This window comes from Mitsuaria sp. GD03876 (genome assembly GCF_029840635.1).
Taxonomy (GTDB): domain Bacteria; phylum Pseudomonadota; class Gammaproteobacteria; order Burkholderiales; family Burkholderiaceae_C; genus Roseateles.
In genome coordinates this window covers 22,029-48,622 of sequence record NZ_JAOCCU010000008.1, presented here as the reverse complement: position 1 = coordinate 48,622, position 26,594 = coordinate 22,029, and the positions used below count along the sequence as shown (strand labels likewise).

Genomic DNA, 26,594 nt, shown 5'->3' with positions numbered 1-26,594 from the left:
CCCCTCAAGGGTGGTGCCGGCAATTGAACTATCATCAATGCAGGCACTTGCCTGTATTCCCGCAGCCCTCCAGCAGCCCCAGCAGCACTCCCATGGCCGAGAAAAAAGGCAACTCCAGCGAAAAAGTCTTGTATTGCTCCTTCTGCGGCAAAAGCCAGCACGAGGTCAAGAAGCTGATCGCGGGCCCGTCGGTGTTCATCTGCGACGAGTGCATCGAGCTGTGCAACGACATCATCCGTGACGAGGTGCCGGCCGAGGCCGCGCCCGGCGGACGCGCCAGCAAGTCCGACCTGCCCGTGCCCAGCGAGATCAAGACGACGCTGGACCAGTACGTGATCGGCCAGGACGTCGCCAAGCGCACGCTGTCCGTCGCGGTCTACAACCACTACAAGCGGCTGCGCCACGCGGCCGACACCAAGGACGGCGTCGAGCTGTCCAAGAGCAACATCCTGCTGATCGGCCCGACCGGCTCGGGCAAGACGCTGCTGGCCCAGACGCTGGCCCGCGTGCTGAACGTCCCGTTCGTCATCGCCGACGCGACGACGCTGACCGAGGCCGGCTACGTCGGCGAGGACGTCGAGAACATCATCCAGAAGCTGCTCCAGAACTGCAATTACGACGTCGAGCGCGCCCAGCGCGGCATCGTCTACATCGACGAGATCGACAAGATCAGCCGCAAGGCGGACAACCCCTCGATCACCCGCGACGTGTCGGGCGAGGGCGTCCAGCAGGCGCTGCTCAAGCTGGTCGAGGGCACGATGGCGTCGGTCCCGCCGCAGGGCGGCCGCAAGCATCCGAACCAGGACTTCCTGCAGATCGACACGACCAACATCCTGTTCATCTGCGGCGGCGCGTTCGACGGCCTCGAGAAGGTCATCGCCAACCGCTCCGAGAAGTCGGGCATCGGCTTCGGCGCAGCGGTCAAGAGCAAGAGCGAGAAGAAGGTCGGCGAGCTGTTCCGCGAAGTCGAGCCCGGCGACCTGATCAAGTTCGGCCTGATCCCGGAACTGGTCGGCCGCCTGCCGGTGATCGCCACGCTCGGCGAGCTGACCGAGGACGCGCTGGTGCAGATCCTGACCGAGCCGCGCAACGCGCTGGTCAAGCAGTACCAGCAGCTGTTCTCGATGGACGGCGTCGAACTGGAAGTGCGCCCGTCGGCGCTGAGCGCGGTGGCGCGCAAGGCGCTGGCCCGCAAGACCGGCGCGCGCGGCCTGCGCTCGATCGTCGAGCACGCGCTGATCGACACGATGTTCGAGCTGCCGTCGCTGGACGGCGTGGCCAAGGTCGTCCTGGACGAGCACAACATCGACGAGGACACCAAGCCGTTGCTGGTGTACCGCGAAGCCAAGGCCAGTGCCTGAGCCCGCCAACCCCGAACAGGCACCCCGGGCGATCTGCTTGCCATCACTTCATGTGGAATGCAATCGCTCAAAGGCTATTGAACGGCACCTTGTAATTGGCCCCTCGGGCCCTAGATGGGCCTGAGAAAGAGAGGTTTTCATGTCCGGTCATCCGATCCTCCCCGCGGAACCCATCACGCTGCCGCTGCTCCCGCTGCGCGACGTGGTCGTGTTCCCGCACATGGTGATCCCGCTCTTCGTGGGCCGTCCCAAGTCCATCAAGGCCTTGGAAGCGGCGATGGAAGCGGGCCGCCAGATCATGCTGGTCGCGCAGAAGGCGGCCGGCAAGGACGAACCCAAGCCCGACGACATGTTCGAGATGGGTTGCGTCTCCAGCATCCTGCAGATGCTCAAGCTGCCCGACGGCACCGTGAAGGTGCTGGTCGAAGGCCTGCAGCGCGCGACCACCACCAAGATCGAGGACGGCGAGGAGCACTTCACCGCCGAAGTCCTGCCGATCCCGCCCGAAGCGGACGACCAGCCTGAAGTCGAAGCCCTGCGCCGCGCCGTGACGCAGCAGTTCGACCAGTACGTCAAGCTCAACAAGAAGATCCCGCCGGAGATCCTGACGTCCATCGCCGGCATCGACGACGCCGGCCGCCTGGCCGACACGATCGCCGCGCACCTGCCGCTCAAGCTCGACGCCAAGCAGTCGGTGCTGGACCTGTCCGAAGTCGGCAAGCGGCTGGAGAAGCTGCTGGACCTGCTCGAGCACGAGGTCGACATCCTCCAGGTCGAGAAGCGCATCCGCGGCCGCGTCAAGCGCCAGATGGAGAAGTCGCAGCGCGAGTACTACCTCAACGAGCAGGTCAAGGCCATCCAGAAGGAGCTCGGCGACGGCGAGGAAGGCGCGGACATGGAGGAGCTGGAGAAGAAGATCCAGGCTGCCCGCATGCCCAAGGAAGCGCGCAAGAAGGCCGAGGCGGAGCTCAAGAAGCTCAAGCTGATGTCGCCGATGTCCGCGGAAGCGACCGTCGTGCGCAACTACATCGACACGCTGGTCAACCTGCCGTGGTCCAAGAAGACCAAGATCAAGCACGACCTGGCCAACGCCGAGGCGGTCCTGAACGAGGACCACTACGGCCTGGACAAGGTCAAGGAACGCATCCTCGAGTACCTCGCGGTGCAGCAGCGCGTGGACAAGGTGAAGGCCCCGATCCTGTGCCTGGTCGGCCCTCCGGGCGTGGGCAAGACCTCGCTGGGCCAGTCGGTGGCGCGCGCCACGGGCCGCAAGTTCGTCCGCATGGCGCTGGGCGGCGTGCGTGACGAGGCCGAGATCCGCGGTCACCGCCGCACCTACATCGGCTCGATGCCGGGCAAGGTGCTGCAGAGCCTGTCCAAGGTCGGCACGCGCAACCCGCTGTTCCTGCTCGACGAGATCGACAAGCTCGGCATGGACTTCCGCGGCGACCCGTCGTCGGCGCTGCTGGAGGTGCTGGACCCCGAGCAGAACCACACCTTCGCCGACCATTACATCGAGGTCGACTACGACCTGAGCGACGTGATGTTCGTGGCGACGTCGAACTCGCTGAACATCCCGCCGGCGCTGCTGGACCGGATGGAGGTGATCCGCCTGTCGGGCTACACCGAGGACGAGAAGGTCAACATCGCCGAGCGTTACCTGCTACCCAAGCAGCGCGGCAACAACGGCGTGAAGGACGAGGAACTCGAGGTCACCGAGGACGCGATCCGTGGCGTGATCCGCTACTACACCCGCGAAGCCGGCGTGCGTTCGCTGGAGCGCGAGATCTCCAAGATCTGCCGCAAGGTGGTCAAGGGCCTGCAGCTCAAGACCTTCGACGGCAAGGTGGTCGTCAACGAGGACAACCTCAACGAGTTCCTGGGCGTGCGCAAGTACGACTTCGGCCGCGCGGAGAAGAAGAACCAGGTCGGCCAGGTGGTCGGTCTGGCGTGGACGGAAGTGGGCGGTGACCTGCTGACCATCGAAGCCACCTCGATGCCGGGCAAGGGCAACATCATCCGCACCGGCTCGCTGGGCGACGTGATGAAGGAATCGGTCGAGGCGGCGCGCACGGTGGTGCGTTCGCGGGCTCGCCGGCTGGGCATCAAGGACGAGCTCTTCGAGAAGCGCGACGTGCACGTCCACGTGCCCGACGGCGCGACGCCCAAGGACGGCCCGAGCGCCGGCGCGGCGATGACGACGGCCTTCGTGTCGGCGCTGACCGGCATCCCGGTGCGGGCCGACGTCGCGATGACCGGCGAGATCACGCTGCGCGGCGAGGTGACGGCGATCGGCGGCCTCAAGGAGAAGCTCCTGGCGGCGCACCGCGGCGGCATCAAGACGGTCATGATTCCGGAAGAGAACGTCAAGGACCTGCAGGACATTCCGGAGAACGTGAAGAACCAGCTCGAGATCGTGCCGGTCCGCTGGATCGATCGCGTGCTGGAAGTGGCGCTGGAAGCCTACCCGTCGGCGCTGCCTGAAGAGGAAGTCGCCGCGACGCCCCCGGCCGAGAAGGTCGCCGAGACCAAGCCGGAAGCCGGCGGCGATTCGCTCAAGCACTGAGCCCCGCTCGCACCGCGAGCCCCAGACGACGGCGCCTTCGGGCGCCGTCGTTCATTGCGGGGTGATGAGAGGAGGGCGCCAGGCGGCGGCGTTTGGGCGATCTTCATAAAGAAGTCGCCGAACTCTTGTGTGGGGGTCGAAAACCGTTCTATACTCTCGGCTTCAGCGCAAACGGTGCTGCGACGACAAAGCGACTCGAAAGAGGCGTGATGGCAACCGAAGCAGGCAGTGCGTTGAAGACCATGCGGGAATAGCTCAGTTGGTAGAGCGCAACCTTGCCAAGGTTGAGGTCGCGAGTTCGAGCCTCGTTTCCCGCTCCAGGTTTCAAAGGATGGAAGCTCCGGCTTCCATTTTTTATCGGAGTCAGACAACCAAATCTGGCTTCTACAGAATCCCGTCCAGGGTTCTGGGGCGCGATAGCAAAGCGGTTATGCCCCGGATTGCAAATCCGGTCAGTCCGGTTCGACTCCGGATCGCGCCTCCAAAGAATGGACATTGCGGGAATAGCTCAGTTGGTAGAGCGCAACCTTGCCAAGGTTGAGGTCGCGAGTTCGAGCCTCGTTTCCCGCTCCAACGACACCAAAGGGTGGTTGGATGCACGTCATCCGACTGTCCTGCGATGCGGGAATAGCTCAGTTGGTAGAGCGCAACCTTGCCAAGGTTGAGGTCGCGAGTTCGAGCCTCGTTTCCCGCTCCAAATCTTCAAAAGGGAAGCCGTTCTGGCTTCCCTTTTTTCTTTCCCGACGACCCTGATAATGCGCGCTCACTCCGACATGGAACTCACTGCGGAGTCGTCGCCGCCTGGATGGTGAAATTGGTAGACACAGCGGACTTAAAATCCGCCGCCCTTCAAAGGCGTACGGGTTCGAGTCCCGTTCCAGGCACCACGCGACCGGCTTCGGGAGACCGCACCGCATGGGCATGTTTGCGCAGGCACTGTTGAATCCGGGCGTTCGCAAACGCGAAGTCTTCGGCTGGTCGATGTACGACTTCGCCAACTCCGGCTACACGACCGTCGTCCTGACCGCCGTCTACAACGCCTACTTCGTCGGCGTCATCGCCAAGGGCCAACCCTCCGCCACGCTGCTGTGGACCGTGCTGGTCGCCGTGTCCAGCTTCCTCGTGATGGTCACGATGCCGGGCCTGGGCGCCTGGGCCGACGCGCATGCGGCCAAGAAGCGGCTGCTCGCCTTCTGCACCATCGGCTGCGTGCTGTCGACCGCGGCGCTGGCGTGCTTCGGACCGGACCGGCTCTGGTGGGCCGCGATCGCGGTCGTGCTGTCCAACGTCTTCTTCTCCTATGGCGAATCGCTGATCGCCGCCTTCCTGCCCGAGCTCGCGCGGCGCGACGCGCTCGGCCGCGTCTCGGGTTGGGGCTGGGCCTTCGGTTACCTGGGCGGCATGCTCGCGCTGGGGCTGTGCCTGGGCTACGTGCTGAGCGCCCAATCGCGCGGCGAGGCGGCCACCCAGTTCGTCCCGGTGACGATGCTGATCACCGCGGGCCTGTACCTGCTGGCCGCGCTGCCGACCTTCCTGTTGATGCGCGAGCGCGCCGACCCCTGCTCGACGCGGCGCGCCGGCCGCATGGGCTCGGGGCTGTCGCAGCTGTGGGCCTCGTGGCAGCGGGCGCGCGCCTACCCCGACTTCCTGCGGCTGCTCGCCTGCGGCACGAGCTACCAGGCCGGCATCGCCGTCGTCATCGCGCTGGCCGCGGTCTACGCGGAACAGGCACTCGGCTTCAGCCAGGCGCAGACGATGACGCTGGTGTTCCTGGTCAACATCGCGTCGGCGGTGGGCGCCTTCGTCTTCGGCTACTACGAGGACCGCATCGGGCACCAGCCCGCGCTCGCGGTCACGCTGGTCGGCTGGATGCTGATGGTGCTGCTGGCCTTCGTCGCGACCAGCGCCTGGCTGTTCTGGATCGCCGCGGTCATCGCGGGCCTGTGCATGGGCTCGAGCCAGTCCTGCGGCCGCGCGCTCGCCGGCGCGCTCGCGCCGCATGACCGGCTCGCCGAGTTCTTCGGCCTGTGGACCTTCGCCACGCGCCTGGCCGCGATCATCGGCCCGCTCACCTACGGCGGCGTGACCGTGCTGACGGCGGGCAACCATCGGCTCGCGATCCTCGCGACCGGCGTGTTCTTCGTGCTCGGCTACGTCCTGCTGCGGCGCGTCGACATGACGCGCGGGCTCGCGCGCGCGCTGATCTGAACGCCCGCGGTCAGGCGGTGGCGCGGGTCGCCGTCGCGTCGCGCCAGCCGAGGGCCTCGCGCGCCAGGTGCTGCAGCGGGGCGGGATCGCCGGTGCTCTCCAGCACGATGGCGGCGTCCCGGGTCGTCGCGAGGCCGAGGCCTTCCCACACGCGCCGCGCCTGACGCGCCACCGCGTCCTCGATGTTGAGCAGCCGCACGCCGTCGCCGAGCGCGGCCTGGATGCGCGGCTGGATCAGCGGGTAGTGCGTGCAGCCGAGCAGCACCGTGTCGACGCCGGCTTCGCGCAGCGGCGCGCAGTAGCGCTCGATCAGCTCGTCCAACTCCGGGCTGCGCAGGTCGCCGCGCTCGATCAGCGTGACCAGGCCGGGGCAGGGCTGGCTGATCAGCGTGACGTCGCCCGCGTGGGCCGCCACCAACTGCTCGTAGCGGCGGCTGGCGATCGTCGCGGTCGTCGCCATCACGGCGATGCGGCCGTTGCGGGTCGCGGCCACCGCCGGTTTCACGCCGGGCTCGATGCCGACGACCGGCCAGTCCGGCCAGCGCTCGCGCATCGCCTGTACCGCATGCGCGGTCGCGGTGTTGCAGGCCACCACCGCCATGCAGGCGCCGACCTCGCGCAGCACCTCGGCCACGCGCACGCTGCGCTCGACGATGTAGGCGCTGCTGCGGTCGCCGTAGGGCGCATGGGCGGTGTCGGCGAGGTAGTGGAGCGGCACGTCCGGCAGCTGCTCGCGCAGCGCCTTCAGCACGGTCAGTCCGCCGACGCCGGAATCGAAGACCCCGATGCAGGGGACGCGCGGATCGCGCGCGGGGGAGGTCGACGGCGGGACGGTGGGAGGCGCGGAACTCTGGGTCGTCATCGTGGGGGAGGCGTGTCGGGAGCGGAGTCTAGAGGGATTCCCTCATTCCCGCCCCGGACCCGCTTGGCAGCGGCGATTCGATGGCTAGAATAGAACGATCGTTCGTTTTATTTTCGAGCCGGCGCCGAGGTGACATGGGAGCGCCCGAGGCTCCCATAGAATCCAGTTAACGTTAACGTCAATCCAGCTTGGAGTACTTCGATGAAGGTATTGGTTCCCGTCAAACGAGTCGTCGATTACAACGTCAAGGTGCGCGTCAAGAGTGACGGGACCGGCGTGGACATCGCCAACGTGAAGATGTCCATGAACCCGTTCGACGAGATCGCCGTCGAGGAAGCCGTCCGCCTGAAGGAAAAGGGCGTGGTGACCGAGGTGATCGCCGTGTCCTGCGGCGTGACCCAGTGCCAGGAGACGCTGCGCACCGCGATGGCCATCGGCGCGGACCGCGCCATCCTGGTCGAGACCGATGTCGAGCTGCAGCCGCTGGCCGTGGCCAAGCTGCTCAAGGCGCTGGTCGACAAGGAACAGCCGCAGCTGGTGATCCTGGGCAAGCAGGCCATCGACGACGACTGCAACCAGACCGGCCAGATGCTGGCCGCGCTGACCGGCCTGCCGCAAGGCACGTTCGCGTCCAAGGTGGAAGTCGCCGACGGCAAGGTCGCGGTGACGCGCGAGGTCGACGGCGGCCTGGAGACGGTCAGCCTGACGCTGCCGGCGGTCGTGACGACCGACCTGCGCCTGAACGAGCCGCGGTACGTGACGCTGCCCAACATCATGAAGGCCAAGAAGAAGCAGCTCGACGTCGTCAAGCCCGCCGACCTGGGCGTGGACGTGACGCCGCGCGTCAAGACGCTGTCGGTGGCCGAGCCGCCGAAGCGCAGCGCCGGCATCAAGGTGCCCGACGTCGCCACCCTGGTGACGAAGCTGAAGACCGAAGCGAAGGTCATCTGAGTCCAGAACAAGATCCGGAGATAAGACATGACCATCCTCGTCATCGCTGAACACGACAACGCCTCCCTGAAGGGCGCCACCCACCACGTGGTCACCGCCGCCGCCGCCATCGGCGGCGACGTGCACGTGCTGGTCGCCGGCTCGAACGCCGGCGCCGCCGCGCAGGCCGCCGCCAAGATCTCGGGCGTGGCCAAGGTGCTGCACGCCGACGGCGCGCCCTTCGCCGACGGCCTGGCCGAGAACGTCGCCGCGCAGGTGATCGCCATCGCCAAGGACTACTCGCACGTGCTGTTCCCGGCCACCGCCGCGGGCAAGAACGTCGCGCCGCGCGTGGCCGCGCTGCTGGACGTCGGCCAGGTGAGCGACATCACCAAGGTCGTCTCGCCCGACACCTTCGAGCGCCCGATCTACGCCGGCAACGCCATCGCCACCGTGCAGGCGACCGACGCGGTGAAGGTGATCACCGTGCGCACGACCGGTTTCGACTCGGCGGCCGAAGGCGGCAGCGCCGCGGTCGAGTCGCTGACGGCCGTGGCCGACAGCGGCAAGAGCGCGTTCGTCGGCCGCGAGGTCACCAAGAGCGACCGTCCCGAGCTGACCGCCGCCAAGATCATCGTGTCGGGCGGCCGCGCGCTGGGCAGCAGCGACAAGTTCAATGAAGTCCTGACCCCGCTGGCCGACAAGCTGAACGCGGCGCTCGGCGCGTCGCGCGCCGCGGTGGACGCGGGCTACGCGCCCAACGACTGGCAGGTCGGCCAGACCGGCAAGATCGTCGCGCCGCAGCTGTACATCGCCGCCGGCATCTCCGGTGCGATCCAGCATCTGGCCGGCATGAAGGACTCCAAGGTGATCGTGGCGATCAACAAGGACCCGGAAGCGCCGATCTTCTCGGTGGCCGATTACGGCCTGGAAGCCGACCTGTTCACGGCGGTGCCGGAACTCGTGAAAGCGCTCTGATCCGACGCTGACGACCCCGCGGCCTCGCAGAGGCCGCGCGCAAGACCCAGGGCGCCCGCCGACGAAGCGCGGCGCCCTTTTTTCATCCGGAGACAACCCCCATGACCTACCGCGCCCCGATCAAGGACATGCTGTTCGACATGCAGGCCCTGGCCGGCCTGCAGACGCTGGCCGAGCAGATCCCCGCGTTCGCCGACCACGGCCTGGACACCGCGCAGGCGGTGCTCGAGGAATCGGCCAAGCTCAACGAGGACGTGATCGCCCCGCTGAACGTCGAAGGCGACAAGAACCCCTCGTACTGGAAGAACGGCGAGGTCTTCGCCACGCCCGGCTTCAAGGCCGCGTTCAAGCAGTACGTCGAGGGCGGCTGGCAGGGGTTGCAGCATCCGGAGGCCTATGGCGGCCAGGGCCTGCCCAAGACGATCGGCGCGGCCTGCGGCGAGATCGTGCAGGCGGCCAACGTCAGCTTCGCGCTGTGCCCGCTGCTGACCGACGGCGCGATCGAGGCGCTGCTGGTCGCGGGCTCCGAGGAACAGAAGCAGACCTTCATCCCCCGGCTGATCTCCGGCGAGTGGACCGGCACGATGAACCTGACCGAGCCGCAGGCGGGCTCGGACCTGGCGATGGTGCGCACCCGCGCCGAGCCGCAGGGCGACGGCACCTACAAGGTCTTCGGCACCAAGATCTTCATCACCTGGGGCGAGCACGACATGGCGGACAACATCGTCCACCTGGTGCTGGCCCGCATCCCCGGCGCGCCGGAAGGCGTCAAGGGCATCAGCCTGTTCCTGGTGCCCAAGTTCCTGGTCAACGCGGACGGCTCGCTGGGCGCGCGCAACGACGCGCACTGCGTGTCCATCGAGCACAAGCTCGGCATCAAGGCCAGCCCGACGGCGGTGCTCCAGTTCGGCGATCACGGCGGCGCCATCGGCACGCTGATCGGCGAGGAGAACCGCGGCCTGGAGTACATGTTCATCATGATGAACGCGGCCCGCTTCGGCGTCGGCGTGCAGGGCATCGCGGTGGCGGACCGGGCCTACCAGAAGGCCGTCGAGTACGCGAAGGACCGCGTGCAGTCGCGCCCGGTGGACGGTTCCTCGAAGGAAGCCGCGGCGATCATCCACCACCCCGACGTGCGTCGCATGCTGATGACGCAGCGCGCGCTGGTCGAGGGCTGCCGCGCGATGGCGATCGACGCGGCCGCGGCCTACGACATGGCCCACCACCACGAGGATGCGGAGACCCGCAAGGAGGCGCAGGCCTTCTACGAATTCATGGTGCCGCTGGTCAAGGGCTACAGCACCGAGATGAGCCTGGAGGTCACCTCGCTGGGCGTGCAGGTGCACGGCGGCATGGGCTTCATCGAGGAGACCGGCGCGGCGCAGTACTACCGCGACGCGCGCATCCTGCCGATCTACGAGGGCACGACCGCGATCCAGGCCAACGACCTGGTGGGCCGCAAGACGGTGCGCGACGGCGGCGCCTTCGCGCGCGGCGTCGCGGCGCAGGTCGAGGAGACCGAAGGCGCGCTGGCCGCCAACGGCAGCGCCGACGCGCTGGCGGTGCGCGCGCAGCTGGCGGCGGCGCGCGCGGCCTTCGTCGACGTCGTCGACTTCATCGCGGCCAACGGCAAGGCCGATCCGAACGCGGCCTTCGCCGGCTCGGTGCCTTACCTGATGGTGGGCGGCAACCTGATGGCCGGCTGGCAGCTGGCGCGCTCGCTGCTCGCGGCGCAGGAGCTGAAGGCGGCCGGCCAGGACGTCGCGTTCATGGACGCCAAGATCGCCACCGCGCGCTTCTACGCCGAGCACCTCCTGCCGCGCTGCGCCGCGCAGCGCGACGCGGTGGTGAACGGCGCGGGCAGCGTGATGGCGCTGCCGGTCGACGCGTTCTGATCCGTTTCATCGAAGAGGAGACCCGAGGTGGCACTTCCCCCGCTGTTCAACAAGCTGCGCCTGCCGGTGATCGGCTCGCCGCTGTTCATCATCAGCAACCCCAAGCTGGTGATCGCGCAATGCAAGGCCGGCATCGTCGGCTCGATGCCGGCGCTCAACGCGCGCCCGGCCGAGCTGCTCGAGGAGTGGCTGGCCGAGATCACCGAGACGCTGGCCGCGCATGACCGCGCGCATCCGGAGTCGCCGGCCGCGCCGTTCGCGATCAACCAGATCGTGCACAAGAGCAACGACCGGCTCGAGCACGACATGGCCCTGTGCGCCAAGTACAAGGTGCCCATCGTGATCACCTCGCTGGGCGCGCGCGAGGACGTCAACGCCGCGGTGCACGGCTGGGGCGGCATCGTGCTGCACGACATCATCAACAACAAGTTCGCGCGCAAGGCGATCGAGAAGGGCGCCGACGGCCTGATCGCCGTCGCGGCCGGGGCGGGCGGGCATGCCGGCATCAAGAGCCCGTTCGCGCTGATCCAGGAGATCCGCGACTGGTTCGACGGCCCGCTGGCGCTGTCGGGCTCGATGGCCAGCGGCGGCGCGATCCTCGCGGCGCAGGCGATGGGCGCGGACCTGGCCTACATCGGCTCGGCCTTCATCGCCACCGAGGAGGCCCGCGCGGCCGACGACTACAAGCAGATGATCGTGCAGAGCAACAGCGACGACATCGTCTACAGCAACCTGTTCACCGGCGTGCACGGCAACTACCTGAAGGGCTCGATCGTGAAGGCCGGCCTGGATCCGGAGAACCTGCCCGAGAGCGACCCGACGAAGATGAACTTCGGCGGCACCGGCGCCAAGGCGTGGAAGGACGTCTGGGGCAGCGGCCAGGGCATCGGCGCGATCCGCGAGGTGCTGCCGGCCGGCGAGCTGGTCGCGCGCTTCGGCCGCGAGTACGACGAGGCGCGCAAGCGCCTGGCGCTGGCCTGAACGGCCACGCCCACGCGCGGGGCTGACGCTCCACCGCCCGACGACGCCCCGCCTGCCGGGGCGTCGTCGTTTGCGCGGGGACGCTGTACGGCGGGCCGTGGTTGCAATCCCCGCGCCGATGGGCAAACATCGACGCACACACAGTCGATCGGGCATGCCTTCAGGGAGGCAGCGTGGGCGAACTCGATGCACGGCGCGTCGCCACCGGCGAGGCGCACCGCGATGCCATGACGGGCGTCGCTCCTGGCGCGGATCTTCACCGGGAGTCCTCGGACCCCTCGGAGTCTTCGGAGGGCGCGCCGTCCTTCCTCGCGCTCCAGCCCGCGGGCCGCCGGTCGCGTGCCCGCGCGCTGGCGACGATCGCCCTGTCCATCGTCGTGTGCCTGGCGCTCGCGCCGTTCGCGACGGTGCAGCTGCCGGTGGTGACGGCCTTCATTCCGGCCTACGAGGCCGCGTTGATCGTCAACGACCTGATCACCGCCGCGCTGCTCTACGGGCAATGGCGCATCACGCGCGCGCCGGCCTTGTCGGTGCTGGCCAGCGGCTACCTCTTCACCGCGGCGATCACCGCCGGCCACGCGCTGTCGTATCCCGGTGTCTTCGCGCCGGGCGGGGCCCTCGGCGCGGGACCGCAGTCCACCGCGTGGCTCTACATGTTCTGGCACGGCGGCTTTCCGCTGTTCGTGATCGCCTATGCGTGGATGCGGCGCGAGGCGCCCGCCGTCGACGCGAGCGGCCAGGTCGATCCCGCCGCCGTCGCCTCCCCCGCCAAGGGCCGCCGCGTCGCGATCGCCGCGCCGGTCCTCGCGCTGGCGCTCGGCCTGGGCCTGACCGCGCTGGCGACGCTCGGCCACGCGGCGCTGCCGGCGATCATGGCCGGCAGCCGCTACACGCCGACGATGCTGGTGGCCGTCGGCACGGTGTGGGCGCTGTGCATCGGCGCGCTGGCCGCGCTGCTGCCGCGACGCCGCGGCGCGAGCATGCTGGACCTGGGCCTGATGGTGGTGCTGGTGGCGTGGCTGTGCGACATCGCGCTGTCGGCGATGCTCAACGGCGGCCGCTACGACCTGGGCTTCTACGCCGGCCGGGTCTACGGCCTGCTGGCCTGCAGCGCGGTGCTGGTGGAGCTGCTGCTGGAGAACGCCGTGCTGTACGCGCGGCTGGCCGACACGCATGGCCGCGAGCGCCGGCGCGCGGCCGAACTGGCGCTCGCGCGCGACGAGGCGCAGCGCGCCAACGCGGCCAAGAGCCTGTTCCTGGCCAGCATGAGCCACGAGATCCGCACGCCGATGAACGCGGTGATCGGGCTGACGCACCTGGCGCTGCAGGGACCGCTGGAAGGCCGGCAGCGCGAGTACGTCGGCAAGGCCCATGCGTCGTCCAAGGCGCTGCTGGCGCTGCTCAACGACATCCTGGACTACTCCAAGGTCGAGGCCGGCAAGATCAGCCTGGAGGCCGAGGAGTTCGGCGTCGAGGAGGTGATCGAGAACGTCGGCGAGCTGTTCTCGGCGCGGCTGGAGGAGACCGGCCTGGACCTGGTCTTCGACATCGACCGGGACGTGCCGCCGCGTGTCGTCGGCGATGCCTTCCGGCTGACGCAGGTGCTGAACAACCTGGTGGGCAACGCGATCAAGTTCACCCCGCGCGGCGAGATCGTGATCCGCGTCGAGGCGCGCGCGCGCGAGCCGGACCGCGTCGAGCTGGGCCTGTCGGTGCGCGACACCGGCATCGGCATGAGCCCCGAGACCCGCGAGCGGCTGTTCGAGGCCTTCGCCCAAGGCGAGACCGGCACGGCGCGGCGCTTCGGCGGCACCGGGCTGGGGCTGGCGATCTGCCGGCGGCTGGTGGGGCTGATGGCGGGCGAGATCGCCGTCGACAGCACGCTGGGGCAGGGCTCGACCTTCCGCTTCAGCGCCTGGTTCGGCATGCCGGCCGCGGGCGCGCCGCGGCGCGACCTGTACCGGATCCGCGGCATGCGCGCGCTGGTGATGGACGGCCAGCCGACCGAGCGCGAGGCCTGGAGCCAGATGCTGTCGAGCTGGCGCTTCCAGGTCAGCGCGGCGGCCTTCGTCGACGACGCGGCGTTCAAGTGGCAGCGCGCCGCGGGGCACGAGGCGCCGTACGAGCTGCTGGTGCTCGACTGGAAGACCGGCGCGCGCGAGGTGCTGGCGCAGGTCCTGGCGCTGGGCGAGGCGCGGGGCCTGCCGCCGCCGCGCGTCGTCGTGCTGGCGGGGCCGCACCACCTGGACGCGGTGACGGACGAGCTGGGACCGCGCGAGGGCCTGGAGGTGCTGGCCAAGCCGGTGACGCCGTCGCGGCTGTTCGAGGCGGTCGTGCGGCTGCAGCATGGCCACGCGCCGCCGCCGGTGGCCCGGCCGCTGGGGCAGACGCTGGAGGAATCGCTGCGGCCGCTGCGCGGCGCGCAGGTGCTGCTGGTGGAGGACGATCCGGTCAACCAGCAGGTGGCGCAGGCCTTCCTGGAGCTGGGCGGGCTGGTGGTGACGGTCGCGGGCAACGGGCTGCAGGCGGTGGACCTGGTGCGCGAGCGCGCCTTCGACCTGGTGCTGATGGACATGCAGATGCCGGAGATGGGCGGCATCGAGGCGGCGCGCTGCATCCGGCTGCTGCCGCAGGGCGCGGGGCTGCCGATCGTGGCGATGACGGCGGCGGCGATGGACGAGGACCGGCAGGCCTGCCTGGCCGCCGGCATGGACGCGCATGTCGGCAAGCCGATCGTGCCGGCCGAGCTCGTCGAGGCGCTGCTGGCCTGGACCAAGCCGCCGCGGTTGGCCGCGGGCGGCTCGGCTTGAAGCCGGCCTTGAAGCTGGCGGCGCCGTCCGGGACGGGCGCCGCCGATGAGCGCGAAGCGCGCCCGGTGCTCAGTCCTCGTTCAGGACGGCCTCGGAGACGCTGCAGTTGTTGTCGTAGAAGTAGAGGTTGACGCGCTTGCCGGAGGTCTGCGCCGTCATCAGCAGCGCCATCATGCGGTTGACGCCGGGGTGGGTCGGGTAGATGGACGCCCAGGTGTCGCCGTAGCCGCTCTGGGACGTGCAGCCCGTGAGCCCCGGCGAGACGAGGACGTTGAAGCCGCCCTGCATGGTGACGACGATCTTCTTGACCTGGCGGTTGGCGACCCAGCCCGGGTCGGCGGCATGGGCGGCGGTGGCGCCCAGCGTGGTGGCGACGAGCGCGAGGACGGCGGGCAGCGCGCGCAGGCGGCGGCCCGTCGACAGGACGGTGTGAGGCATTGAAGAACTCCCTGGAGATCGGTGTTGTGATCGCGGCCGCGGCCCGATCGTGCCGGGGCCGGGGCGGACTGTAGCGGAGCGCCGTGTCGCTCAGGCGGGCGTCAAGGTGTTGGCCGCCTCGCCCAGTTGCCGGGCGAAGTCCGGCCGGGTGCCGTGCAGGTCGCGGAAGGCGCGCATGCAGGCGCTGAACTCGCCGCCGGGCGCGCAGGCGCGGTCGATCGCCGCGAGGTACTGCGCCGCCATCGGATGGCCCGCGGGCAGCGCCGCCATCGCCTCCAGGCTCAGCCACAGCGCGGCCAGCGACTCGGCGCGCCGCGTCGTCAGGTCCTGGTGGTTCAGCTGGAAGAACGCGATCGTCACGAGGGCGCGGTCCCGGTCCGGCCCCGAGCGCCGCTTCGGTACCGCCAGCACGCCCTCGAAGGTGATCAGCTCCTCCGGGTCGTCGTCGATGTCGGAGATCGGGTAGACCAGCAGCGGCTTCTCGCCATGCATCAGCGACGGGTCGTGGCCGTCGGTCTGGCGCGGTCCGCCCACCGGGAAGTAGTTGGACTTCAGCGTCGAGTTGCAGCGCGTGCAGGCGATCGCGTAGTTGAAGGGGTGGTAGGCCAGCTTGTAGTAACCGACCGGCGACGCGCTCCCGACCGGGCCCGGCGGCACGAACCCTTGCAGGTGCGCGGCGCTCGGGCTTGGCCAGGCCTTGACGCTCTGCTTGGGGCGGAAGTGTTCCACCTCATGGACCTTGATCGCGAAGGCCGCGCCTTGCAGCCGCGTCTCGCAGTACGCGCACTTCTCGTGCTGCAGGCGGATGTAGACCGCCTTGATCTCGCTCCAGAACTCCTTGCCGCCGGTGTAGTCGCCGTCGGCGACGTACTGCGCGGTGCGCGCCTCGGCGCGCTTGAGCCAGCGCGGACGTTCGACCTCGATGTCGTCGAGCAGTTTCTGGCGCCCGATGGGGTAGCGCCTCATCGCCGCGCCTTCTTCGCGGCGGCGGCCGGTTTCGCCGCCGTTCGCGCGGCGGGCTTCGCGACGGGTTTGGCGGCCGGCTTGGCGGCCGGTTTCGCCGCGGGCTTCGCGGCCGGCTTCGCGGCGGGCTTGGGCGCCAGCGAGGCACGGCGCGCCGCGGCCGCGCGCGCGGTCGAGCGCGGCGCGAGGATCGCCTTCACGTCCTCCGACTGCAGGCTGCCCGACAGCAGCTGCAGATACCCGGCGGACGCGGCGCTGTCGCCCGCGGTGGCGCGTTGTTCGAGCGTCTTCAGCGCCTGCGCCACCTCGGGCGCGCGCGTGGTCTCCAGGCCGAAGTAGGGCGACAGCAGGATCTGCTCGGCGCTCTTGCCGTGCACCCGCTCGGGCAGCCGCTTGACCACCGTCGCGCCGTCCTCGTCGTCGAGCAGGAACAGGTTGCGCCCCTGCAGCGAGCCCACGACCAGCGGGCTGTGCGTGGTGATGATGAACTGCACCTTCGGCAGCGCTTCCGCCAGCGTCGGCACGACCACGCGCTGCCATTCCGGATGCAGGTGCAGGTCGATCTCGTCCACCAGCACGACGCCTTCGATCTCCTGCAGCTTCAGGCCGGTGCCCGCGCCCATGCACACGTGGTACAGCATGTCGCCGATCCAGCCGACGTAGGCGCGGAAGCCGTCCGACAGCGCGCGGAAGGGCAGGCTCACGCCGTTCATCACGAACAGGTGCTCGGCCACGCCCGCGCTCGACGTGGAGGCCTCCAGGTCCATGCGGCAGGACCCCGGCAGCAGCGCGTTCATCAGCCTCACCACCTGCGTGTAGCGGCCCTTGTTGCGCTCGGCGTAACGCGGCAGCCAGTAGGACAGCGGCATCAGCGTGACCTCGTCCTCGAAGAGGCTGGCCACGCGCTCGTAGCGCTTGAGGCGATTCTTGGCGCGCGCGCTTTCGTCGACGCGCGCCGAGGTCTCCACGCGCCGGCTCGCGCCGTAGCCGACGACGAAGAACGACGAGCCGCGCTCGTCGAACTGCGCGAGCTCCACGTCCCTGGCCAGCGCGCGCGGCTCGACGTCCCAGCCCAGCCGCTCGGTGGTGCCCAGCGGCTCGACGGTGGTGGTCAGGGTCAGGCGCACGTCCTGGCGCGTCGACTTCTTGCCGTTCGGCGCCGGGAAGTCCGCGCCGGTCGCCGTCAGCGTCGCCTGCAGCCGCGCGCCCGGCGCCGGCTTGCCCTTGGGAACGGCCTTGGCCGTGCGGCGGATGAGGGTGTCGGGCACGTAGCCGGAGGACGCGCTGAGCAGCGGTCCCAGCGTCGCCAGCGCGGCGGCGCGCAGCACGGTGGTCTTGCCGCGGCCGTTGCCGCCCAGCAGCACGTTCACGTTGGGGAACTTGAGGTCGGGCGTGCCGGGCCGGTTCAGCTCGAGCTCGGCGGCGGCGAGGGACCTCAGGTTCTCGATGGTGAGCGTGTCGACGTACATGGGGGCGGCCCTGGCTGCGGGGTGCCGTACTCTACCCGGCCAGGGCCGCCGCGAGCCTCACTTGATCGTCGTGAAGCGCGCCTCGGGTCGGTCGTCCGAGCGGTGCGGCGTGGTGACCGTCTTCTTCATCGCCCACGGCCGCACCTGGTGGTGCAGCGGGATGAAGAACACCTCGTCGCGGATGCGGACCAGGCCCTCCTTGAGCAGCGCGTTGCGCTTGGCCACGTCGCCCTCGACCTTGGCGGCATCGATGATCTGGTCGAGCTTGGCGTCGCTCAGCCGGAAGTAGTTGCCGCTGCCGTCGGCGCCGCCCACGCGGGTGCGCGCCAGCGACTGCATCGTGTACAGCGCGTCGTAGGTCGGCACGCCCCAGCCGTACAGGAACAGCGGGTACTCGAAGGCCTGCAGCTTGGGGCTGAAGGTGCTGAAGGACTCGGTCTGCAGCCGCGCCTTGATGCCCACCTTGCTCCACATCGACACGACCGCCAGGCAGATCTCCTCGTCGTTGACGTAGCGGTTGTTGGGGCAGTTCATCGGCACCTCGAAGCCGTTCGGGTAGCCGGCCTCGGCCAGCAGCTTCTTCGCCCGCTCGGCGTCGACCTTGGCGGGCACGTCGATGTCGGGCGCGTTGCCGTTGACGCCCGGCGCGACCATGATCCCGGCGGGCAGCGACAGCCCGCGCATCGTCGCGCGCTTGATCGCCTCGCGGTCGATGGCCAGCGACATCGCCTCGCGCACACGCTTGTCCTTGAACGGGTTCTTGCCGGTGACGTTCGAGCCCTTGAGCTGCTCGCTGCCCTGGTCCATGCCGATGAAGATCGTGCGCGTCTCGCTGCCCTCGGCGACGCTGAGCTTGGCGTCGGCCTTGAGCCGGCCGACGTCCTGCGTCGGGATGTCGGACAGCAGGTCCACGTCGCCCGACAGCAGCGCGGCCACGCGGGTCGGGTCGGACTTGATCGGCGTGTAGATCACCTCGTCGACGTTGGTCGCGTTCTTCGCGTCCCACCAGTCCTTGTTCTGGACCATCGTGATGCGCTGGTCCGGCTGCCAGCCGGTGATCCGGTACGGGCCGGTGCCGTTGGCGTTGCGCGTGGCGAAGGTCTCTTCCTTGGCCTTGAAGTCGGGCAGGTTGATCGCCTTGTTCTTCTCCGCCCAGGTCTTGCTCATGATGCGGAAGTCGACGAACTGGCGCAGCACGATCGGATTGGGCGCGGCCAGGATCACGTCGATGGTGTGGCTGTCGACCTTCTTGATGTCGGCCACGCCGGCCACGAACGGGTGCATCGTGCCCACCGGCTGCTTGATGCGGTGGAAGGAGAAGACCACGTCGTCCGCGGTGAACGGCGAGCCGTCGTGGAACTTGACGCCCTTGCGCAGTTCGAAGCGCCAGCTCGTCGGGCTGGTCTGGGTCCACTTCGTGGCCAGCGCGGGCTCGACCTGGTACTGGCGGTCGTAGCGGGTCAGGCCCTCGTAGGCATGCTGCGCGATCGCGTTGGTGGTGCTGTGGTTCTGCGACTGCGGATCCAGCGTCAGCACGTCGTTCTGCGCGGCCCAGCGCAGAGGCGCGGCCTGGGCGGGCAGGGTGCAGGCCAGCGAGGCGAGGGCCGCCAGGACGGCAGCGCCCAGCACGGTGCGGGCAGTGGGGGTGGTGCGCGCGGACCGGGTCGGTCCGGAAGAGATCCTCGACATGAGCGGTGGCTCCTTGGCAACGTCGTTAAGAACACGTGAAGTCGCCGGATGCTAGCCGCGGGCGGCCCGATGCAGGACCGGCCCGGCCTCGGGGATTGCCCCAAGGGCGGGCCGGAAATGCCGCTCGCCGAGGAAGGAAATGCGCCGCGCTACTTGATCGTCGTGAAGCGCGCCTGCGGCCGGTCGTCGGCGCGGTGCAGCGTCTGCAGGGTGGCGCGCATCGCCCACGGCCGCACCTGGTGGTGCAGCGGGATGAACAGCACCTGGTCGCGGATGCGCAGCAGCCCGTCGCGCAGCAGCGCGTCGCGCTTGGCGACGTCGATCTCGCTCTTGGCGGCGTCGATCAGCTTGTCGAGTTCCGGATCGCTGACCTTGGAGAAGTTGAAGCTGCCGTCCGCGCCGCCGCTGCGGGTGCGCGCCAGCGCCTGCATCGCGTACAGCGCGTCGCGGGTGGACACGCCCCAGCCGAGCATGAACAGCGGCGCCTCGAAGCGCTGGAACAGCTGGCTGTGCTGCGACATCGGCTGCGCCGTCAGCCGCGCGGTGACGCCGATCTTGCTCCACATGGACACGACGGCCAGGCAGATCTTCTCGTCGTTGACGTAGCGGTTGTTGGGGCAGTTCAGCGGCAGCTCGAAGCCGTTGGGATAGCCGGCGTCGGCCAGCAGCTTCTTCGCCTTGGCGAGGTCGGGCGCCAGCGGCTTGTCCAGCGCGGCGTCGTAGCCGTGCACGCCGGGCGCGACCATCAGCGCCGCGGGCACCGACAGGCCGCGCATGATGCTGCGCTTGATCGCCTCGCGGTCGATGGCCAGCGACAGCGCCTCGCGCACGCGGACGTCCTTGAACGGGTTCTTGCCCTTGACCGAGGCGCCGCGCAGCTCGTCGCTGCCCAGGTCCATCGCGAAGAAGATGGTGCGGGTCTCGGGGCCGTCGATGGTCTTGAGCTTGGCGTCGGCCTTGAGCGCGCCGACGTCCTGCGTGGGCACGTCGGTCAGCAGGTCCACGTCGCCCGAGGTCAGCGCCGCGACGCGCGTCGGGTCCGACTTGATCGGGATGTAGCTGACCTCGGTGATGTTGCCCTTGTTCTTGTCCCACCAGGCCTTGTTGATGACCATCGAGACCTTCTGGTCCGGCTGCCAGGAGGTGATCTCGTAGGGGCCGGTGCCCGCGGCGTGGCGGCTGGCGTAGTTCTCGTCCTTGGCCTTGTAATCGGCCATCTGGGTCGCCTTGTTCTTCTCGGCCCAGGCCTTGCTCATGATCCGGAAGTCGATCAGGTTGCGCAGCAGGATGGGCTGCGGCGACTCCAGGATCAGGTCGACGGTGAAGTCGTCGATCTTGCGGATCTCCTTGATGCCGGTGACGTAGATCTGCATCGTGCCTTGCGGCTGCCGGATGCGGTTGAAGCTGAAGATCACGTCGTCCGCGGTGAAGGGCGAGCCGTCGTGGAACTTGACGCCCTTGCGCAGCTCGAATCGGACCTGCGTCGGGCTGACCGTCGTCCACTTCGTGGCCAGGCAGGGCTCGATCTCCCAGGTCTCGCTGTAGCGGGTCAGGCCCTCGTAGGCGTGCTGCAGGATCGCGGTGGTGGTGGTGTGGTCCTGCGAATGCGGATCCAGCGTCAGCACGTCGTTCTGCGCGGCCCAGCGCAGCGGGACGGCCTGGGCGGTGGACAGCGCGGCCGACGCGCCGAGCGCGACGGCCAGGGACAGCGCCACGCGGGCGCGGACGAAGCGGGAAGCTCTCGGGATGCGAGACATGGGCGGACTCCGTGAAGCCTGGGTCAGGCGAGCGCGGACGATGCTAGTCCCGTCGGGGGCGGGCGTTGCTTAGCGCTTCTCCGGGGGCGGCTGCGGCTCGAGCTCCGCGTCGCAGCCGATGCCCGCGGCGATCAGGCGCCGCACGTAGCGCCGGATCAGGCGGTTCACGAGCCCGTCGGGCCGCAAGGTGCGCAAGCCCACATAGCGCGTCGGATGCACCAGCATGCCGCAGCGGTACTGCCGGTCCGCGTCGGACCACACCAGCGCGCGGCAGGCGCCTTCGCGCTTGAGACTGACCATCGCGCCGAGCGGGCAGGGCTCGGCCAGGCAGCAGACGCCGCAGCCGTTGCACGGCGCGCCGACGGGAGGCTTGGGCGGCGCCTCCGGATGGATCCAGACGACGCGGCCGGAAGAGGGGGCTCGGGCCATGCATGACTGTAGACGTGGTCGACCGACGCCCCATTTCGTAGACTCGCGGTCTCCCTTACCGAGGAAGACAACGATGAAGAAGACCACTCTCACAGCGCTGGCGCTCGCCGCCGGCTTCGTCGCGCTGGGCGCGCAAGCGCAGGAACGCGTGCGCATCGGGTTCATGAGCCCGGTGACCGGCCCCCAGGCCGGCTACGGCATCGACAACCGCGACGGCGCCGCCCTCGCGATCAAGGAACTCAACGCCAAGGGCGTCAAGATCGGCGGCAAGCCGGTGGTGCTCGAGCTCGACGTCAACGACGACGTCGCCGATCCGCGCCAGGGCGTGCAGGTCGCGCAGGCGCTGGTCGACAAGAAGATCAAGTTCGTCCTGGGCCCGTACAACTCGGGCGTCACGATGCCGGCGTCGCGCGTGTTCTCCGACGGCGGCGTCATCGTGCTGACCGTGGCCTCCAACCCGCGCATCACGCAGCAGCCCAACCAGTCCAACCTGTTCCGCATCGGCGCCACCGACAACCAGCTCGGCGCCAAGATGGCCGTCTATGCCGCGCAGGACCTGAAGGTCAAGACCGTGGCCGTCATCGACGACCGCACCGCCTACGGCCAGGGCGTCGCCCAGGAATTCACCGCGCAGGCCGCCAAGCTCGGCATCAAGGTCGTGGCCAAGGAATTCACCAACGACAAGGCGACGGACTTCAGCTCCATCCTGACCGCCGTCAAGGCCGCCAAGCCCGACGCCGTGTTCTACGGCGGCTACTCGGCCCAGGGCGGCCCGATGCTGCGCCAGATGCGCGGCCTGGGCATCACCGCGCCGCTGCTGGGCGGCGACGGCATCTGCTCGACCGAGACCGCCACGCTGTCCCAGGTCGCCGGCGACATGAACGTCTACTGCACCCAGGGCGGCGCGCTGATCGACCGCAGCGCCAAGGGCAAGCAGTTCATCGACAAGTACAAGGCCGAGTTCAAGCGCGATCCGCTGACCTACGCCGCGTCGTTCTACGACGGCGCGTACCTGCTGGCCGGCGCGATGGAAGCGACCCAGTCGACCGATCCCAAGAAGGTGGGAGAGCACCTCGCCAAGTCGTCCTTCACCGGGGTCGCCGGCGAATACGCCTATGACGAGAAGCACGACCTGAAGTCGTCGGCCGTCACGGTGTTCACCTTCAAGGGCAAGGACGTCGTGCCCCTGAAGAGCCTGTGAGGCTCTGAACGCTGGGCGTCAGGTCTTGACGCCCAGCTCCCGCAGCCGCTCTTCCAGGTACTCGTGCGCGGTGTAGCGGTCCGACAGGACCACGTCCTCGCGCGGGTGCAGGAACAGCGGCAGCGACACGCGGCTCTTCTTCGCGCCTTCACCCGTCGGATTCACCACGCGGTGCTGCGTCGACGGGTAATACCCCTGCGACGCCTCCTGCAGCATGTCGCCGATGTTGATGATCAACATCCCGAAGTCGCCGGGCACGTCGACCCACTCGCCATCCTTGCCCTGCACCTGCAGCCCCGGCTCGTTGGCCGCCGGCAGGATCGTCAGCAAATTGATGTCGCCATGCGCCGCCGCGCGCAGCGAGCCCGCCGGCTCGTTGCCCGTCAGCGGCGGATACCGCAGCACCCGCAGCAGCGTCAGCCGGCTGTCCTTGATCATGTTGGACAGCGGCTCGCGATAGTTCTTCGCGATGTCCGCCGGCGTGTGCGCCTCCACCCACGACAGCAGCTCCGCCGCCAGGTCGTTGGCGATGCGGTAGTAGCGCATCGCGTCGTCCTTCAGCGACGCCGGCATCCTTCCCCACGGATAGATGTGGAAGTACTCCTTGATGTCCTTCTGCGTGTGGCCCTTGGCCGTCTCCGAGATCTCGGTCGAGAAGTAGCCGTCCTGGGTCTCCTTGGAGAACGCCAGCTCGTGTTTCTCGGTCCCGTTGAAGTAGCCGAGCCAGTCGGCGTAGATCTTCTCGACCAGCTCCTGCGGCAGCGGGTGGTTCACCAGGACGCCGAACCCGGTCTCGTGCAGGGAGCGGGTGAATTGCTCGGCCGCATCCGCGGCGCGGTAGTCGACGACTCGAACTTGCATGTGGGATCTCCTGTGTCCCAGGCAGTCCGCCATTCAATCTCGGGGCGGTACGCCATCCACCAGTCTACTTCTTTGGGTTGGATGACCGCAAACGTTTGTCATGCGCCCTGACTCAAATGATTGATCTGCGTCATGGACACCGTGCACAAAAATTGGGCGAACCCGCAACAGCACCGGAACGGTCGTGGTGCTACAGTCCTGCGCTTGTGACTTCTGGTCCTTCCCGTCCCCTTTTCTGGCAACAGCAAAGGCGGGTCGCAATCCGCCAACCGGTCAAGCCGTGTCGCGGAAGGTTTGTTAACCAGCCGATAGCCCTGGAAGCCGGGGCAGAGGTGAGCGAAAGATGATGCAGCAATACAGGTCGAACTCCTACCTGTTCGGGGGCAATGCCCCTTACGTCGAGGAAATGTACGAACAGTACCTCGACAACCCGGGCGCCGTGCCCGACAACTGGCGCGCCTACTTCGACGCGCTGCAGCACGTCCCCGCGGTGGACGGCAGCGACAAACGCGACGTCGCCCACGCCCCGGTGATCGAGTCCTTCGCGCAGCGCGCCAAGGCCAACGCCTTCAACAACCAGGTCTCCTCCGCCGAGCTCGAAGTGGCCGGCAAGCAGGTGCATGTCCAGTCGCTGATCGCCGCGTACCGCACGCTGGGCTCGCGCTGGGCCGACCTGGACCCGCTCAAGCGCGTCGAGCGCCCCAAGATCGCGGAACTGGAACCCTCGTCCTACGGCCTCACCGAAGCCGACATGGACCGGACCTTCAGCGCGACCAACACCTATTTCACCAAGGCCGAGCGCATGACCCTGCGCGAGATCGTGCAGGCCCTGCGTGACACCTACTGCGGCTCCGTCGGCGCCGAGTTCATGCACGTCACCGAGCCGACCGAGAAGCGCTGGTGGCAGGAGCGCCTCGAGGCGATCCGCTCCAAGCCGACCTACACGGCCGAGAAGAAGCAGCAGATCCTGGAGCGCCTGACGGCCGCCGAAGGCCTGGAGCGCTACCTCCACACGAAGTACGTCGGCCAGAAGCGCTTCTCGCTCGAAGGCGGCGAGAGCTTCATCGTCTCGATGGACGAGCTGGTCAAGTGCGCCGGCGTGCGCGGCGTCCAGGAAATCGTCATCGGCATGGCCCACCGCGGCCGCCTGAACGTGCTGGTGAACACGCTGGGCAAGATGCCCAAGGACCTGTTCGCCGAGTTCGACCACACCGCCCCCGAGGACCTGCCCTCCGGCGACGTGAAGTACCACCAGGGCTTCTCCAGCGACGTGACCACCCCCGGCGGCCCCGTCCACCTGAGCCTGGCCTTCAACCCGTCGCACCTGGAGATCGTGAACCCGGTCGTCGAGGGCTCGGTCAAGGCCCGCATGGACCGCCGCGGCGACAAGACCGGCGAGCAGGTGCTGCCCGTGCTGGTGCACGGCGACGCGGCCTTCGCCGGCCAGGGCGTCGTGATGGAGACGCTGGCGCTGGCGCAGACCCGCGGCTACTACACCGGCGGCACCGTCCACATCGTCATCAACAACCAGATCGGCTTCACCACCAGCGACCCGCGCGACACCCGCTCGACGCTGTACTGCTCCGACGTCGTCAAGATGATCGAGGCCCCGGTGCTGCACGTGAACGGCGACGATCCGGAAGCGGTCGTGCTGTGCACGCAGCTGGCGCTGGACTACCGCCAGGAGTTCAAGAAGGACGTCGTCGTCGACATCGTCTGCTTCCGCAAGCTGGGCCACAACGAGCAGGACACGCCCGCGCTGACGCAGCCGCTGATGTACAAGAAGATCGGCCAGCACCCCGGCACGCGCAAGCTGTACGGCGAGAAGCTGGTGGCCCAGGGCGTCCTGGCCGCCGACGGTCCGGACGGCATGGTCAAGGCCTTCCGCGCCGCCATGGACGAAGGCCGCCACACCGTCGACCCGGTGCTGACCAACTTCAAGAGCAAGTACGCGACCGACTGGACGCCGTTCCTGGGCAAGAAGTGGACCGACAGCTGCGACACCGCGCTGCCGGTGGCCGAGTGGAAGCGCCTGTCCGAGAAGATCACCACGCTGCCGGCCGGCTTCAAGGCCCACACGCTGGTGGAGAAGGTCATCGCCGACCGCGCCGCCATGGGCCGCGGCGACATCAACGTCGACTGGGGCATGGGCGAGCACATGGCCTTCGCGTCGCTGGTGGCGTCGGGCTACCCGGTGCGCCTGTCCGGCGAGGACTGCGGCCGCGGCACGTTCACGCACCGCCACGCGGTGCTGCACGACCAGAACCGCGAGCGCTTCGACGAAGGCACCTACATCCCGCTGCAGAACGTGGCCGACGGCCAGGCGCCGTTCGTCGTCATCGACTCGATCCTGTCGGAAGAGGCGGTGCTGGGCTTCGAGTACGGCTACGCCGCCGCCGACCCGCACACGCTGACGATCTGGGAAGCGCAGTTCGGCGACTTCGTCAACGGCGCGCAGGTCGTCATCGACCAGTTCATCGCCTCGGGCGAAGTGAAGTGGGGCCGCGCCAACGGCCTGACGATGATGCTGCCGCACGGTTATGAAGGCCAGGGCCCCGAGCACAGCTCGGCCCGCCTGGAGCGCTTCATGCAGCTGGCCGCGGACAACAACATGCAGGTCGTCCAGCCGACGAGCGCGTCGCAGATCTTCCACCTGCTGCGTCGCCAGATGCTGCGCATGTTCCGCAAGCCGCTGGTCATCCTGACGCCGAAGTCGCTGCTGCGCGCCAAGGACGCGACCTCGCCGGTCAGCGAGTTCACCAAGGGCGAGTTCCGCACCGTCATCGGTGAGACCAGCGCCGACATCGACGCGGGCAAGGTCAAGCGCGTGATCGCCTGCTCGGGCAAGGTCGCCTACGACCTGATGAAGGCCCGCGGCGAGAAGAAGGACGTCGCCATCATCCGCGTGGAACAGCTGTATCCGTTCCCGCACAAGGCGTTCGCGGCCGAGCTCAAGAAGTACCCCAACCTCGCCGAGATCGTGTGGTGCCAGGACGAGCCGCAGAACCAGGGCGCCTGGTTCTTCGTGCAGCACTACATCCACGAGAACATGGCCGACGGCCAGAAGCTCGGCTACGCCGGCCGCCCGGCCTCGGCCTCGCCGGCCGTGGGCTACGCGCACCTGCACCAGGAGCAGCAGAAGGCGCTGCTGGAGCAGGCCTTCGGCAAGCTGAAGGGCTTCGTGCTGACCAAGTAA

The 26,594-nt window shown here is 68.6% G+C and carries 18 protein-coding genes and 5 tRNA genes; 15 read left to right on the top strand and 8 right to left on the bottom strand.

Annotation, left to right across the window (positions count from 1 at the left end):
* Positions 1 to 92 precede the first annotated feature (92 nt).
* From clpX to N5D62_RS06940, 8 genes are all read left to right on the top strand, one after another.
* Positions 93 to 1,361, top strand: coding sequence for an ATP-dependent Clp protease ATP-binding subunit ClpX (gene clpX, locus N5D62_RS06975; RefSeq protein WP_279756938.1), 1,269 nt, complete (start codon positions 93 to 95; stop codon positions 1,359 to 1,361).
* A gap of 139 nt (positions 1,362 to 1,500) precedes the next feature.
* Positions 1,501 to 3,927 carry an endopeptidase La gene (gene lon, locus N5D62_RS06970; protein WP_279756937.1) on the top strand — a complete coding sequence of 809 codons (2,427 nt, stop codon included), beginning with the start codon at positions 1,501 to 1,503 and terminating at the stop codon, positions 3,925 to 3,927.
* 244 nt (positions 3,928 to 4,171) lie between these two features.
* Positions 4,172 to 4,247, top strand: a tRNA-Gly gene (locus N5D62_RS06965).
* A gap of 90 nt (positions 4,248 to 4,337) precedes the next feature.
* A tRNA-Cys gene (locus tag N5D62_RS06960) sits at positions 4,338 to 4,411 on the top strand.
* 13 nt (positions 4,412 to 4,424) lie between these two features.
* A tRNA-Gly gene (locus N5D62_RS06955) sits at positions 4,425 to 4,500 on the top strand.
* Positions 4,501 to 4,548: 48 nt separating this feature from the next.
* Positions 4,549 to 4,624 (top strand) — tRNA-Gly (locus N5D62_RS06950).
* 102 nt (positions 4,625 to 4,726) lie between these two features.
* Positions 4,727 to 4,814, top strand: a tRNA-Leu gene (locus N5D62_RS06945).
* Positions 4,815 to 4,842: 28 nt separating this feature from the next.
* On the top strand, positions 4,843 to 6,135 hold the full coding sequence (locus N5D62_RS06940) for an MFS transporter (RefSeq protein WP_279756936.1): 1,293 nt from the start codon (positions 4,843 to 4,845) through the stop codon (positions 6,133 to 6,135).
* Positions 6,136 to 6,145: 10 nt separating this feature from the next.
* Here the strand turns inward: N5D62_RS06940 and murI are convergent, their stop codons facing one another.
* Positions 6,146 to 6,997 (bottom strand): glutamate racemase, encoded by an 852-nt coding sequence (murI, locus tag N5D62_RS06935; protein ID WP_279756934.1) that lies wholly within the window; start codon positions 6,995 to 6,997, stop codon positions 6,146 to 6,148.
* Positions 6,998 to 7,198: 201 nt separating this feature from the next.
* Here murI and N5D62_RS06930 point away from each other — a divergent pair, with 201 nt between their 5' ends.
* From N5D62_RS06930 to N5D62_RS06910, 5 genes are all read left to right on the top strand, one after another.
* Positions 7,199 to 7,948, top strand: coding sequence for an electron transfer flavoprotein subunit beta/FixA family protein (locus N5D62_RS06930; RefSeq protein ID WP_279756933.1), 750 nt, complete (start codon positions 7,199 to 7,201; stop codon positions 7,946 to 7,948).
* Positions 7,949 to 7,975: 27 nt separating this feature from the next.
* Entirely contained in the window at positions 7,976 to 8,905 is a 930-nt protein-coding gene (locus N5D62_RS06925) for an electron transfer flavoprotein subunit alpha/FixB family protein (RefSeq protein ID WP_279756932.1), read from the top strand.
* Positions 8,906 to 9,006: 101 nt separating this feature from the next.
* Positions 9,007 to 10,800 (top strand): acyl-CoA dehydrogenase, encoded by a 1,794-nt coding sequence (locus tag N5D62_RS06920; protein ID WP_279756931.1) that lies wholly within the window; start codon positions 9,007 to 9,009, stop codon positions 10,798 to 10,800.
* Between the two features lie 27 nt (positions 10,801 to 10,827).
* Complete coding sequence (locus tag N5D62_RS06915) at positions 10,828 to 11,781, top strand: nitronate monooxygenase family protein (RefSeq protein ID WP_279756930.1); 954 nt, start codon at positions 10,828 to 10,830, stop codon at positions 11,779 to 11,781.
* Positions 11,782 to 11,954: 173 nt separating this feature from the next.
* Positions 11,955 to 14,591, top strand: a complete 2,637-nt coding sequence (locus N5D62_RS06910; protein WP_279756929.1) for a response regulator — start codon at positions 11,955 to 11,957, stop codon at positions 14,589 to 14,591.
* A gap of 69 nt (positions 14,592 to 14,660) precedes the next feature.
* Here the strand turns inward: N5D62_RS06910 and N5D62_RS06905 are convergent, their stop codons facing one another.
* The 6 genes from N5D62_RS06905 to N5D62_RS06880 all read right to left on the bottom strand — a co-directional run bounded on the left by N5D62_RS06905 (position 14,661) and on the right by N5D62_RS06880 (position 21,336).
* Positions 14,661 to 15,029, bottom strand: a complete 369-nt coding sequence (locus N5D62_RS06905) for a hypothetical protein (RefSeq protein WP_279756928.1) — start codon at positions 15,027 to 15,029, stop codon at positions 14,661 to 14,663.
* A gap of 90 nt (positions 15,030 to 15,119) precedes the next feature.
* Positions 15,120 to 15,995, bottom strand: coding sequence for a hypothetical protein (locus N5D62_RS06900; protein WP_279756927.1), 876 nt, complete (start codon positions 15,993 to 15,995; stop codon positions 15,120 to 15,122).
* Positions 15,992 to 17,461: an ATP-binding protein gene (locus N5D62_RS06895; protein ID WP_279756926.1), complete on the bottom strand. Its 1,470-nt coding sequence runs from the start codon at positions 17,459 to 17,461 to the stop codon at positions 15,992 to 15,994. Before N5D62_RS06895 ends, N5D62_RS06900 begins: the two co-directional genes overlap by 4 nt.
* Before the next feature lie 57 nt (positions 17,462 to 17,518).
* On the bottom strand, positions 17,519 to 19,150 hold the full coding sequence (locus tag N5D62_RS06890) for an ABC transporter substrate-binding protein (protein ID WP_279756925.1): 1,632 nt from the start codon (positions 19,148 to 19,150) through the stop codon (positions 17,519 to 17,521).
* A gap of 149 nt (positions 19,151 to 19,299) precedes the next feature.
* On the bottom strand, positions 19,300 to 20,907 hold the full coding sequence (locus N5D62_RS06885) for an ABC transporter substrate-binding protein (protein ID WP_279756924.1): 1,608 nt from the start codon (positions 20,905 to 20,907) through the stop codon (positions 19,300 to 19,302).
* 69 nt (positions 20,908 to 20,976) lie between these two features.
* Positions 20,977 to 21,336 (bottom strand): hypothetical protein, encoded by a 360-nt coding sequence (locus N5D62_RS06880; protein ID WP_279756923.1) that lies wholly within the window; start codon positions 21,334 to 21,336, stop codon positions 20,977 to 20,979.
* Between the two features lie 73 nt (positions 21,337 to 21,409).
* Here N5D62_RS06880 and N5D62_RS06875 point away from each other — a divergent pair, with 73 nt between their 5' ends.
* Positions 21,410 to 22,537 (top strand): branched-chain amino acid ABC transporter substrate-binding protein, encoded by a 1,128-nt coding sequence (locus N5D62_RS06875; RefSeq protein ID WP_279756922.1) that lies wholly within the window; start codon positions 21,410 to 21,412, stop codon positions 22,535 to 22,537.
* 18 nt (positions 22,538 to 22,555) lie between these two features.
* On the opposite strand, the gene N5D62_RS06870 is transcribed toward N5D62_RS06875, so the two are convergent.
* Positions 22,556 to 23,398: a 2OG-Fe(II) oxygenase family protein gene (locus tag N5D62_RS06870; RefSeq protein WP_279756921.1), complete on the bottom strand. Its 843-nt coding sequence runs from the start codon at positions 23,396 to 23,398 to the stop codon at positions 22,556 to 22,558.
* Between the two features lie 343 nt (positions 23,399 to 23,741).
* Here N5D62_RS06870 and N5D62_RS06865 point away from each other — a divergent pair, with 343 nt between their 5' ends.
* The gene (locus N5D62_RS06865; protein ID WP_279756920.1) at positions 23,742 to 26,594 is read left to right on the top strand and encodes a 2-oxoglutarate dehydrogenase E1 component; all 2,853 of its coding nucleotides are present in this window, start codon (positions 23,742 to 23,744) and stop codon (positions 26,592 to 26,594) included.